Raw genomic sequence first — 12,191 nt, 5'->3', positions numbered from 1 at the left:
AAAATCCCCGCAGATGCAACTAATCTGCGGGGATTTGTGTTTCAATTTAACTTTATAATAAACGCCTTTATTGTCTCCAACATGCTTCTAAGCTGATATTTTATAAGGAAAACAGCGTCATTATACTCAAGATTGTCATATTTCAGTTTTTCCAATATCGGATACAGATATTCCTGTGTTTCTTCCACATAATCGATCATTTTTTCGGTAGAAAAAGCCATCGCCATAACACTAACATTATTACACCTGTCTAGCCCCTTAACTATCGATGCCATGGCGTTTGTCGCTATTCCATCATAGTATTTCTTCTTTTCATCAGCAGTCCCGCTGTAATCGACCGGTTTGGTCAATAGCTTGACTGCTTCCTTTACAGTGTCTGAAAAAGGGAGTTCCTCCGGTGCCACCCCACAATCCTCGCAGACATCATGTAAAAGAATCGTCGCAAGGAGCCGATCATCCTTTATTCCCATCGCGTGCGCATGACAGGCCATCATTAGAGGATGGATTATGTACGGAATATGCTCCTGCGTATAGGGACTTTTCTTTCGTGTCTGCCCGGCATGTTTATCTCTGGCATAATAGAGAGCCTGATAGGTCTCTGAGAGATTTTCCTCGATAGCGTAACCGAGCATGCGCGTAAACATATGGTCCTCGGAGAATATTTTTTCCTTGAGAATCCATGCGGGTTTTTCAATATCCATATCATCCTCCTTAAAATACATCATGCATTTTTGACGATATTTTTAACCCAAACACCTTTTTTCACAAGTATAAATCCTATTGTACTCTTAATCAGTTCCAATGCGCAAACGCAGAAGTAAACCGTGGTCACAGCCATCACGGTATATCCTGCAAGAACTCTGGCAACCGGAACACTTACCGCCCATGTAAAGCAGCTGTCGAACAAAAATGTAATAAGAGTTTTTCCTCCTGATCTTAATGTAAAGTATGACACATTTGCAAAAGCATTTACAGGCATTACACACGCAACAATCCTAATAAATTCCGTTGCAAGATTCCTGATCTCGGGCTCAGTGTTGTAAATTTGAGGAATAACAGGTGATACTAAAAACAATAAACTGCCCATAATTATGCAGCTTGTTATGCTAAGAGCCGCCATTCTCCATGCATAAATCCTCGCCTTCACATAATGCTCCGCTCCAAGCTCCTGTCCTACCACAATGGATGTTGAATTACCAAGAGATAAAAATACCTCATTAAATATCTGTGCTATTGTATTGGCAATATTCATCGCGGCAATTACCTCTATTCCTCTCATAGAATAACTCTGCAGTAAAACCGCCTGTCCAAGACTCCACAGGCATTCATTTACCAAAAGCGGAAGGCTCTTTGACAATATCGGCCATATCATGTGCACAGGTACATGAAAATTCTTATATAAGCCCTTCAAAAACTCGTACTCTGCCTTCTTAAGATGACCTCTGAATACTACTATACTTGATTCAACAAACCTTGAAATAACAGTTGCTATTGCCGCTCCGGAAACCCCGAGCTTTGGAAAGCCGAAATGACCGAATATCAGTATGTAGTTAAATATGAAATTAATAATCATAGCAGTCATGCTGGCAACCATCGGAAGTGTGGTCTTCCCCGATTCACGTATGGTTCCTGCATAGACCTGCGTAATACCAAACGGAACAAGACTTACAAGCAAAATATTAAGATAATTTCTTGCAAGTCTCATTGTTTCCGCAGCCTCTTCGGCAGATGTCTCTTTTGCTATATATAACTCAATGAGGCTTGTTCCTGCTATTTTGAACAAAATAATCGCAGAAACAGAAATCACCAGCGCTACTATCATTTTAAAACACATGGTGATTCTTACTCCTTCATAATCTCTTTTTCCAAAAAACTGTGTTCCGAAAATACCTGCTCCCGCAAGAGCACCCCAGACGCACAACATGAATACAAACATCAGCTGATTAACAATTGCAACCGCTGACATCGAAAGTGTTCCAACCTGCCCAACCATAATGTTATCTAAAAGTCCCACAACGTTGGACAAGGTGTTTTGTATAATCATCGGCAAGACAACCATCGCTACTTTTTTGTAAAAATGTGCCTCGCCAATCAGACATTCTTTCAGCGGAAGCTTTACCTTTATGGCATCCGCCGCAGTCACCTCTGTATTTTTCATATTTTAATTTGTAGCTCCGTCAATCTGATCCATAACACCATCGGAATACTTTTCAAGAATTCCGGTCAATTCAGAATAATCTTCAGCTGTAAGCTTGTCCTGTGCATAGTCCATAAGACCATCTACATCCTTATTTGATATATAGGATTCCACATCTCCCATCGATTCAAGAGAGATATTCTCGGAAATAATCTCAGAAACCTTATCCTTCTCCTCTTCGGTAATTGATTCCAACTTTTCCTTAACTTCCGAATCGGACTTTTCTGCGTATTCCTCGATAGCCTTGTTTACAACAGTCTTTGCAACCCCTTTTACTACTTCCTTTTTGGCACTTTCTATAGCACCTGTTATCCCTTTTTCCTCAGGCTTTTTCGCACCTTCCGCATTCGTCTCTTCGGAAGTTTCCGCGGTCTCCTCGGTATTTGTATTAAAAATTGAATCTTTACTGTAAAGATATATTCCTCCGATAGCCAATACAATTGCCAATGTAACTACAAAAGATTTAAATATTTTCATAAATTATTCCTCGTAAAAATTGAAAAACCCGGAGTGCCAATGACACCCCGGGTCTAAGCTCATGATCTGAATTATTTCTTGTTAACGAGATCCTTAAGGGCCTTACCAGCCTTGAACTTAGGAGCGATTGAAGCAGGAATCTTAATGGAAGCACCTGTCTGAGGGTTCTTACCTGTTCTAGCTGCTCTCTTTGTGGTCTCGAATGTACCAAAGCCAACGAGCTGAACCTTATCCTTCTTCTTAAGTGTCTTAGAAACAACATCAATGAAAGCCTTAACAGCCTTCTCAGAATCCTTCTTGGAAAGACCTGTTTCCTTAGCAATAGCTTCTACAAGTTCTGTCTTATTCATTTTTTATCCCCCTTTGTAGGTTGTATTTTGAAACTAAAGAAATTCTACCACTACCTATCATCTAAATCAACGCTTTTATACGCTTTTTCGCTATTTTTCAAAATGAAAACCGCATTTTTTTGTGCCTCTGGTCCCATTTTAGTGATATGATTAGTATATAAACACTCTATATCAGGAGGCGATATGGGCGCAGAAAATAAGGAAAAAGAAGAATTAGCGGATATACCAACACATCCTGAGGAAGCTGAAAAAGCCAAAAAGCTTAAAGCTGCACCGGATGAAATCCTGGCAAAAGCCATACATGAAATGCTCATGAAGGATATTCCGCAATAAATACTCCTTTTATACAGCATGACATCATGATGTATTGTTGTCATGTCTCTTTTATTATGCAATTTTTGAATACTGCCCTCTCGGCATTCCTGTATTCCGCAATATTTTTTGCAGTTCTTATCTTGTGTATATAGGGCTCAGCCGCTTGTCCATTTTCCTGTATCAAAAGATTTCCAACATAAAACCATATTTCTTTCATTTTATGCATTATTGATTCTTCTGCAGGAATTTCTACCTTGTAACAGTTTTCAAGTTCTCGGATAAAATCCTTTAATTCAAGAAGTGTTATTCCTGATCCTCCGCTTATCTGTCTTGCAAGTGCAGGATTTGCAACCAACCCTCTTCCCAGCATTACCTCGCATAAATCCGGAAACTGTCCTATGATTCGTTGATAATCCTCTGCATGAAATATATTACCGTTATATCCTACAGGATTCTTACTGTTTTCATAAGCCCAGGAAAAAACCCCCATGTCAGGAAGTCCTTTATACATCTGAGTTCTAACCCTGGGATGTATTATTACACTTGAAAAGGGATACTTATTAAGTACAGGTAAAATATCTTCGAATTCATGCGGATTTACAAGTCCCAGCCTGGTTTTTACCGAAAATTTAATATCCCTTGTTATCTTATCGTCAAAAACTTCTGCAAACAATACATCAAGTCTTTCGGGGTCCTCTAGCATTCCTGAACCTTTGTGCTTACTTACTACTGTTCCCACCGGACAGCCCATATTCAGGTTTATCTCATCATATCCCCTCGAATGAAGCTCGCCCAATGCCCAAATTATCTCATCCGCATCATTTGCCATTATTTGCGGTATTATCCTTATTCCCTGCTCAGAATTGTTTTCAGGTAATATCTCACGGATATCTCTCTTTTTTATCGAATGATGCTTATAAATCGATAAAAACGGGGTATAGTAGACATCTATACCCTCCTCAAAGATTCTGTGATGAGCATTTCTGTAGCAATATAATGTTATGCCTTCCATCGGCGCAAAAGATGTTCGCATCGTACTAGTGTCTCCATAAATTCTTGGACATCAAAATCTCATCATGATAGGTCCCATCCATCATTTTGAAAGCCTGCGGAATCTGACCGCAATCCAAAAATCCCTTTTTCTTATATAATCTAAGTGCTCTTGCATTATCAGCAAAAACACTGAGCTCCAATCTCTCATATCCGCAATTCTCAGCAAGCTCTATAGCCTGATCAAGAAGATGTGACCCCAGTCCCAAATTCCAGTATTGTTTTCTCACCACAAGCTCTGCTGAAGCCCTGTGACGAGTTTTGAAGTTTAAACCCACAGGGCTTACTGAAGTGACTCCTACGATTAAATCCTCATCAAAAATCGCTATCATGCCAAGATGCTCAGCCCTTAAATAATTTCCTATGATTTCACACTCTTTTTCCACGGAATTTTCAATTTCGTAGGGATACCTGGTCAGATATACTGTCTCACCGGCAACATCCCTCCTGAAAGCCAATACTTTCTCAGCATCTTCTGCCGTCGGAGTTCGAAGTTTTAATTCCATACCCCTTTTTGTTGTTACTCTTCTCTCCTCAACTCTCATAATGCTAAATTATCATCCCCCAAAACTACTAATTATTTTTATAATATCACGTGCTATAATTAAGTAAGTTTTTGACTATTCTAGTCATTAATTGGCATTTCCAAAATGCTTTATGCACTCTTATATTATGCAACAAAAAATCCACAAAGTCGATAACTTCGTGGATTTTAGTTATATTAAATAATGTTATAATTTATAGACAATTGGTTATCACGCGAGATGAGCGCACACATAATCATCAACTTCATGTCTTTCCTGGGTAAGATCGATGTTTTGAAGAATATCTGCCATTTTATCTGCGAATACCCTTTGTCCGTCCGCATTCATATGCACACCGTCAAAGGACATCTCAAGATCCCATTCACTTGCATCTGCAAAGAATATTCCGACTTCCTGCGCAATTATATCCAGTTCAGCAGAAAATCTCTTTCTCTGAGCCTCTGCCTCTTCCAGATTTTCATCCATATGAGGAAGTATTCTTGGAGGAGCAATTAGAAGAAATCCGGTTTTATTATCAATAAACTCTGTCCTTGCCAGCTGTCTTTCGATAAAATCTCTCATTTTTGTCGCAACCGTCTCAGCATCAGGAAGAGACATGCTTATAAGATCATTTGTTCCAAGCATAACTGCAAACAGATCAAGCGGACTATTCTCCAAAACTGTCTTGTCTAGAGATAAAAGGGAATAGGGATTATCCGGTATTACTCTGCCATTCATTCCATCAGCAAAAACTCGCCAATCTTCATACACCTTTGAAGCCAATATATCTGTCCATCTCTCTGATGCGGGAAGTCTTCCGCCCATCATTCCTCTGGGATCAAATCCGTATGTGTTCGAATCACCGTAAAAAAGCACTTTTTTCATATACATCGCCCATTCCTTTCTGTATTTTTCTTTATTTCCAAATTCAATATACCACACGAATTATGAATAATCTGTGTTTTTATAGTTTTTTTATGGAATTCAGCCTTTTTTTCGCAAATTTTCGCAATTTCTACACATTTTGACGCAATAATATCATTTTACTTTCCGATATATTGTATTTATTAAATTTTTATATGCTATATTTTGTGGTTGTTCTTTTCGTAAGTTTATGTTATCGTATTGACTGTATTTTTTAATCATTTTCTATAGGGGGAAGCGCAAAATTAGCGCGATTTGTACTATGACAAAAGACGTAAAAATCAGTTTCACAGACAAAAAACAGGTAATTAAGTTCGTGCAGATGAATTCAAGTTCATCTTGCCAGATCGATGTTCGCAGCGGTCACAGCTACATTGATGGCAAATCCATCATTGGTCTTCTTTCACTTAACTTATTGAAGCCTTTATATGTATCTGTAATCGGCGATAAGAACAAGATCGCAGCATTGATCAATGGTTATCAGGAATCACATCTTGTAGCCGGTTGATTCGGATGTAATTTAATCCAATATTTTTTTATGTATTAAAAAAAGAGCTCGTTTGAGCTCTTTTTTCTTTAGAAATTATCAAGAAGTTCCGATTCCATATCCTCATAGGAAAAAGTACTTTGCACATATTCTCCGACGATAGGACTTGCCTTTACTCCTGCTGATGTGTATTTATTCTTAATTGCCGCTATCATCCATCCAACAAAATTTTCCACATTACCGGATTGTCTCAAATATAAATCATACGCATTTTTTATCTTATCCAGGTTATAATTTGATGCCTTCAAAATAGACCTGATCTCTGAAATCTTAATCTTTTCGTCTATAATATCCTGTACCTGATCCATAAGCTCCAATTCACGTGCAGGATTTATAGTTGTTTCCTTCTGATTTAAATCATCACATGCGTTATTTTTATTCTTAACCCTCGGATTTACATCGATCTTAAATCTGATACTTACTACTTTTCCACCTCTTCCGGCCTTGACCGGTTCATAATCAAACCAGATACTGGTGGTTTCATTTAATTCTTTCTGTGCTTTATCAAGAGCAAACTTCTTGAAATTACCAAAAGTCTTAAGTTTACCTGCCCCATCCAGCTTGTCTGCCTGCTTCTCTATAGCATCGTAATCCGGATTTCCCTTCTTAAGTGCGCTGATTATTGCCGGATCTGCCTGAGAGTCGATTATTCCCAGACGAAGTTTCAAATCTGTAAGATGATACTGAACGTAATATGGCCCTTCTTTTCTTGTAATAGCACGCTGTTTGTCCATTTCAGCCTTCAAAATCTCGTATAATCTGAATGAATATACGCTGTTAAGCTGTACAGCTTCCGCCAGACTAAGAACTGTATAATTGTTCTGAAGATTTGCCAGATAAGGAGTAATCTTACTGTTATAGCGCACATTCAGAACTCCGTTTTTGAAAGAGGCGTCCGTAATGACATTTATGGCCTCAATCTCTCTGGTATCATCATTGGAATAGATAATTCTCCAGTCAAGTATTGATGGTTTTGACTTCACAGGCTCAATGGCAGCCTTTATATGTTCATAAAAAGAGCCACCCTTAACGCCAAAAATCTTCTTTAAGTCAGTTCCGTATATATTTGCTTCCAGTGTATTGCTATCCTGATTAAGCTCTGCCTTTGCTATACTTACTGCAAAGAGTTTCTGGACAAGAAGTGTAGATCTTCCTTTAGAATTGATCAGCGTATTTGCCTTTTTGTAATGCTGATTAGATAAAAAACTTTCAATAGCAGTTGTTTCTTCTTCCATCTGCTGTTTTGATTTGCGCCCCAAAACAACCTCCTTCACCCCAAAAGGTCTTTATTCATACCTTTTTAATACTAGCTTATTATAGAGCTATTATATCACACTGTAAACAAAAAATACCTGATTTTATTAAACTTCTTCCTTTTTGATAATATTATATACCCCTTAACTAATATCTTCTATTATATTATATGTTATTTTATCGGTATAGTGATAATTAAAGTTGACTATGTGGGTCAGTTGTGAAATTGACTTATACAGTACCGAATTAAATATGTACCCATTTGCTACTAATTTAGTGTATACCCTCCCCATAAACTACTAAATAAATCAAATTATATACCTTTTTTCTACTAACTTAACCTTAAATATACCCTTTTACTACTAACTACTCTGATATTAATCTTTTTCCGGTCAATAAAATTAGGCTAAAAAACGCATTTTTTTCATTTTATCTACTTTACTGTACATTTATGTACCCTTTTTCTATCGAAGTTACTATAAAACCTCCCCAAAAACTTACTAAAAAGGATTTATATATCCCTTTTTTCTACTAAGTTATTAAAGTATATGCGATCAATAATAGAAATTCTGTGAATTTGACGCGTTTTGCTGCTTATTCCCCCGCTTAGGCCTGATCCGGAGACATTATGATATATATACCCAAAAACTACTTGGTTTTACCAATTTTCTTTTTTATCATCCCAAAAACTACTAATTAAATCTTCTAAAAATCCCTATTTTCTACTAACTACTACTTATTCTTTACTTTTTCTTTGTTTTATATGACCCATTTTTCTATCATCTTATTCCATTTAAGTAATTATCATGTACCAAATAACTACTTACCATAAGCCCTTTTTCTATACAAAAAAACCTCGAAAGGCCCATATCTTCTGGCATTCCGAGGTTACTAATTAATAAAGAATTTTGTTGTTAATTAATATATATTGTTAACAACATACGTTGTTTAAATATTTAATTGTTCCATAAAGGATTTATATTTTAGATACAGATCTTTATTTTTCTCATAATCCTGTTCAATAAGATTACTAATATATTGCTGATAGGATATTTTACCGGATTGAGTCATAAAATCAACATATGATCTTAACTCTCCCAATCTAATATGTAGAACACCACTACTCTTCTCTTCAGGCATTAAAGGAATTGGTTTACGTCCAACATTTTTGGAAGCTTTTATTGTTTCATTTTCATAAACAGTAGTGGGCTGTACTGTAGGCTGCTCTGAATATACTATCTGTGGCTGCATAGCAGGAGCCGCTTCCTGAACATAAGAAACTACTGGTTGAACAGGTTGTATATGTTGTATAGGCTGAATCGGCTGAGCTGGCTGTACAGGTTGTGCGGGCTGCACTGGTACAGAGGATTGAACTACAGTCTGAGCATTTGTCGAAACTGATGCAGCTACAGGAGTAGCAACAGATATTTGCTGTTCTTGTGCAGGTACAGGCTGCGCAGCAGGCTGTACAGGTTCTGGAAGTACTTGTTCAATTTCTGGTTCCGAAACCTTCTTATTTACAGGCTTTTCATCAATAACGGGTGTTTCAATAACGTCAGATACAGTATCTTTTTTTGTCTCTTTCTTTGTTGTATTTTCTGCTTTCGCAGGTGTCTCCTGTATGGGCTGGTCATTGACCATTTTCTGGAAGTTTTTTGCCATTGCATTGTGCAAATTCTTTTTCATTTTGACTCCCCTTTCAGAAACTCTTTGACAAATGCTTCATAATCTTTTGTAGCACGTGCATTAGGTGCATATTCGAATAATGACTGATTAAGTGTCTGAGACTCCTCTACAGCGACATTTTGGTGTATTTTGGTGTTATATACCTTTATTTCATACTCTTTTGCCAGCATTTCAATACCTTCGAGCCAAATATTGGCATTATTGGTATTTCTGCAATTGGTTACGAGGATTCCGGCTACATCAAGATCAGGATTATTTAATCTCTCTGACATGACAGATATCCATGAAAACAGCATATTTGCACCATTTGTTGCGAATGCCTCTGGCGTCATAGGAACTACAATCTTATCTGTAATTGCAAGTACATTCTGTGTAATAAGGGCCAATGTAGGGCTGCAATCAATAATACAATAATCATATTCCTTATTTAGCTTTTTCAATGCTCTTTTAAGCATAAATTCTCTGGAAGTAACACCTGAATAGTCCAAATCAGCAGAAGTAAATTCAATTCCTCCTATAATAAGGTCTAAATTGTTATTTATAGGTATCAAAGTGTCATTTATATCTGCTCCGGGCTCCCCTTTTTCTGACTTAAATACGTCAGATAATGTAGCTGCAGGTATGTTATATAGATCAATTCCTGCAGCCTGGCTGAGATTTTCCTGTGGATCAGAGTCAATCATAAGTACTTTGTAACGTTTTTTTGCCAAACCGGATGCTAATGCATAAGTAGATGTTGTTTTTGCAACGCCACCTTTTTGGTTGCAAAATGAAATTGTCTTCATATTCCCTCCCATTTATCACATTTAATCATTGTATATTGTAACATTGCTGATTAGATGTGTAAAGATAAATATAAAATGATATATGTGTTATTTGATATAACAATATATAGATATATAAATATATTGCTAATAATATATTTATATATATGTATATATGTATATCATAAAATAAATGTAATAAGATACATATATATAAATAGAATAATATAATATGTTACCATGACATCATTTAAATAATATAGATGTATATAAAAATAACAATACAACATGATGTCATATAGAATAATTAATGCTGAACATATAAAATGGTGTGGATAATACAATACATCAATACATCAAAACAACATACTATATATTGATGCAGTGATGTGTTGATCCATGATGCAGCCTTGGCGTATATAGTTAGAGTTTTCGCGCAAATAATGATCGTTTTTACAATGATGTAATGACATCATGATATATAATTATATACAATATATAGTACCTACAATAATAATAAAAGCAATATATTGAGTTATGACTTGTATATATGTAGTGAGTTTGGCCTGAACTTGTTACATTATATACGTTTCAAAATACATGGTTATTAAGTTGGATAAATGATGTAGTGACATCATTATGTAAACATATCAAGAAATTTTGAATATAACATCATGATGTCATGATACAAATATATTAATGGAATATGAGATAATTGTATCACCATGTAAACATGTATTTAGGTATAGACATCATAATGTATCAATATATATAAACATCAATATATTATGATTACATGATATATATCTATATTATTAGAATGTAAGTATGATATAATAGTATCATTAGATGATGCACATATGATGTACAAATATCTAAATAAAATGATATAAATATATAAATAAAACAATATATTTAGAATAATAATGATCAATATGTAATAGTATTTATAAATAATGATGAACAAATATAAAGATGAAAATATATAAACATGTGCATATATATTTATATTTTGTTGATTTGTATACTTGATGATAATATAAAAAGATGATATTATATAAATGTATTTTGATTACAAATATGTATTTTTAAAATCTAAAAAAATAGAGAGTAAAACAGAAAAAAATCACGGAAAAATGCGTGAAAAAATCCTGGGTTTTTATCCTGATTTTTCGACATATAAAGTGAAATTAAAAGTCCAGATCAGATGAAGGAAAGAATAGACTGAGAAAAATTTAAAATATCTGTTTATTCTGGAAATTATAAAAATAATATAAATTAAGCAGATTATAATAGAACTGTGGAAACAATTTGATATATATCATGTGTTATATATAATGATATTCAGCGATATAGAGGATAATGATTAATATTTAAACATATATATATTAATATTGTAAATATTGACTCAATAGGTTAATGTATATAAATAACATATATTATTAAATTGAAAAGCATTACAAATAGCCAATATCACAAATAACTATAGATATTTAATAAAAAACAACGAAAATAATTTAGAATCCATTGACTGAAAAAGTCATTGGATTATTTTTTATATTGTATACACAATTTAAGGAGGTCGATAAAATGCATGAATTGAGCTATATCATAGATATTGTTAATGCAGTACAGGAAGAAGCCGAAAAAAATAATATCAGGAAAGTAAAAAAAATAATTGTTGATGTAGGTGAGATGAGCGGCGTTGTGCCGTATTATTTACACAAATACTATCCGGAAGCAGTAAAAGGAACGAATTTGAGTGATACAGAGCTGGAAACCAACCTGATCGAAGTGCAAATTCAGTGCGAAGGGTGCGGAAATACATATCATCCGGACAAAGAAAACAGATATAAATGTCCTGATTGCGGAGAAAGAAAAGGAAAATTATTAAAGGGTAAAGGAATCCAGATAAATTCTTTAGAAATTGAGGAATGAATATAGATAATTTTTGCAGAATAAAGTGACAATCAAGAAATAAAAGTGCATTCTAATATAACATGATGACAATACAACTATATATAATGATGTCTTGATGGGCTTATATATACATTTTTTAGAATTTATTTCGAAACGGAACGAAATTTTATCATTTTTTAATTG

General features: G+C 35.0%; 13 protein-coding genes. 3 read left to right on the top strand and 10 right to left on the bottom strand.

The window, feature by feature from the left end; translation table 11 throughout:
- Positions 1 to 41 precede the first annotated feature (41 nt).
- The 4 genes from G630_RS0106825 to G630_RS0106810 form a co-directional block, all read right to left on the bottom strand.
- The gene (locus G630_RS0106825) at positions 42 to 701 is read right to left on the bottom strand and encodes a bifunctional (p)ppGpp synthetase/guanosine-3',5'-bis(diphosphate) 3'-pyrophosphohydrolase (protein WP_022761217.1); all 660 of its coding nucleotides are present in this window, start codon (positions 699 to 701) and stop codon (positions 42 to 44) included.
- A gap of 20 nt (positions 702 to 721) precedes the next feature.
- On the bottom strand, positions 722 to 2,158 hold the full coding sequence (locus G630_RS0106820; RefSeq protein ID WP_022761216.1) for an MATE family efflux transporter: 1,437 nt from the start codon (positions 2,156 to 2,158) through the stop codon (positions 722 to 724).
- Between the two features lie 3 nt (positions 2,159 to 2,161).
- Entirely contained in the window at positions 2,162 to 2,674 is a 513-nt protein-coding gene (locus tag G630_RS0106815; protein WP_022761215.1) for a hypothetical protein, read from the bottom strand.
- Between the two features lie 71 nt (positions 2,675 to 2,745).
- Positions 2,746 to 3,024 (bottom strand): HU family DNA-binding protein, encoded by a 279-nt coding sequence (locus G630_RS0106810; RefSeq protein WP_022761214.1) that lies wholly within the window; start codon positions 3,022 to 3,024, stop codon positions 2,746 to 2,748.
- A 183-nt stretch (positions 3,025 to 3,207) separates the two neighbouring features.
- Here G630_RS0106810 and G630_RS24610 point away from each other — a divergent pair, with 183 nt between their 5' ends.
- A complete protein-coding gene (locus G630_RS24610; RefSeq protein WP_022761213.1) occupies positions 3,208 to 3,357 on the top strand; it encodes a hypothetical protein in 150 nt (49 codons plus the stop codon).
- A 40-nt stretch (positions 3,358 to 3,397) separates the two neighbouring features.
- On the opposite strand, the gene G630_RS0106800 is transcribed toward G630_RS24610, so the two are convergent.
- From G630_RS0106800 to G630_RS0106790, 3 genes are all read right to left on the bottom strand, one after another.
- Complete coding sequence (locus G630_RS0106800) at positions 3,398 to 4,372, bottom strand: tRNA dihydrouridine synthase (protein WP_022761212.1); 975 nt, start codon at positions 4,370 to 4,372, stop codon at positions 3,398 to 3,400.
- 4 nt (positions 4,373 to 4,376) lie between these two features.
- On the bottom strand, positions 4,377 to 4,934 hold the full coding sequence (locus G630_RS0106795; RefSeq protein ID WP_026498144.1) for a GNAT family N-acetyltransferase: 558 nt from the start codon (positions 4,932 to 4,934) through the stop codon (positions 4,377 to 4,379).
- A 210-nt stretch (positions 4,935 to 5,144) separates the two neighbouring features.
- Positions 5,145 to 5,798, bottom strand: a complete 654-nt coding sequence (locus G630_RS0106790; protein WP_196805764.1) for a GDSL-type esterase/lipase family protein — start codon at positions 5,796 to 5,798, stop codon at positions 5,145 to 5,147.
- A 301-nt stretch (positions 5,799 to 6,099) separates the two neighbouring features.
- Between G630_RS0106790 and G630_RS21040 the strand changes: the two genes are divergently transcribed.
- A complete protein-coding gene (locus G630_RS21040; protein ID WP_022761209.1) occupies positions 6,100 to 6,345 on the top strand; it encodes a PTS sugar transporter in 246 nt (81 codons plus the stop codon).
- 68 nt (positions 6,346 to 6,413) lie between these two features.
- On the opposite strand, the gene G630_RS0106780 is transcribed toward G630_RS21040, so the two are convergent.
- From G630_RS0106780 to G630_RS0106770, 3 genes are all read right to left on the bottom strand, one after another.
- Positions 6,414 to 7,643 (bottom strand): replication initiation protein, encoded by a 1,230-nt coding sequence (locus G630_RS0106780; RefSeq protein WP_022761208.1) that lies wholly within the window; start codon positions 7,641 to 7,643, stop codon positions 6,414 to 6,416.
- A gap of 943 nt (positions 7,644 to 8,586) precedes the next feature.
- Positions 8,587 to 9,324, bottom strand: coding sequence for a hypothetical protein (locus G630_RS0106775; RefSeq protein ID WP_026498142.1), 738 nt, complete (start codon positions 9,322 to 9,324; stop codon positions 8,587 to 8,589).
- Positions 9,321 to 10,109: a ParA family protein gene (locus tag G630_RS0106770; RefSeq protein WP_022761206.1), complete on the bottom strand. Its 789-nt coding sequence runs from the start codon at positions 10,107 to 10,109 to the stop codon at positions 9,321 to 9,323. The genes G630_RS0106775 and G630_RS0106770 overlap by 4 nt, the downstream gene beginning before the upstream one ends.
- 1,506 nt (positions 10,110 to 11,615) lie before the next feature.
- Here G630_RS0106770 and G630_RS0106760 point away from each other — a divergent pair.
- Positions 11,616 to 12,026, top strand: a complete 411-nt coding sequence (locus tag G630_RS0106760) for a hydrogenase maturation nickel metallochaperone HypA/HybF (RefSeq protein ID WP_242829912.1) — start codon at positions 11,616 to 11,618, stop codon at positions 12,024 to 12,026.
- The last annotated feature ends 165 nt before the right edge of the window (positions 12,027 to 12,191 follow it).

This window comes from Butyrivibrio sp. WCD2001 (assembly GCF_000424485.1).
Lineage (GTDB): Bacteria > Bacillota > Clostridia > Lachnospirales > Lachnospiraceae > Butyrivibrio.
This window is presented reverse-complemented; position numbering and strand designations above follow the sequence as displayed.

Coding starts and splice junctions, on each gene's coding strand:
- G630_RS0106825 (WP_022761217.1), bottom strand. CDS start 701: ATGGATATTGAAAAACCCGCATGGATTCTCAAGGAAAAAATATTCTCC.
- G630_RS0106820 (WP_022761216.1), bottom strand. CDS start 2,158: ATGAAAAATACAGAGGTGACTGCGGCGGATGCCATAAAGGTAAAGCTT.
- G630_RS0106815 (WP_022761215.1), bottom strand. CDS start 2,674: ATGAAAATATTTAAATCTTTTGTAGTTACATTGGCAATTGTATTGGCT.
- G630_RS0106810 (WP_022761214.1), bottom strand. CDS start 3,024: ATGAATAAGACAGAACTTGTAGAAGCTATTGCTAAGGAAACAGGTCTT.
- G630_RS24610 (WP_022761213.1), top strand. CDS start 3,208: ATGGGCGCAGAAAATAAGGAAAAAGAAGAATTAGCGGATATACCAACA.
- G630_RS0106800 (WP_022761212.1), bottom strand. CDS start 4,372: ATGCGAACATCTTTTGCGCCGATGGAAGGCATAACATTATATTGCTAC.
- G630_RS0106795 (WP_026498144.1), bottom strand. CDS start 4,934: ATGAGAGTTGAGGAGAGAAGAGTAACAACAAAAAGGGGTATGGAATTA.
- G630_RS0106790 (WP_196805764.1), bottom strand. CDS start 5,798: ATGAAAAAAGTGCTTTTTTACGGTGATTCGAACACATACGGATTTGAT.
- G630_RS21040 (WP_022761209.1), top strand. CDS start 6,100: ATGACAAAAGACGTAAAAATCAGTTTCACAGACAAAAAACAGGTAATT.
- G630_RS0106775 (WP_026498142.1), bottom strand. CDS start 9,324: ATGAAAAAGAATTTGCACAATGCAATGGCAAAAAACTTCCAGAAAATG.
- G630_RS0106770 (WP_022761206.1), bottom strand. CDS start 10,109: ATGAAGACAATTTCATTTTGCAACCAAAAAGGTGGCGTTGCAAAAACA.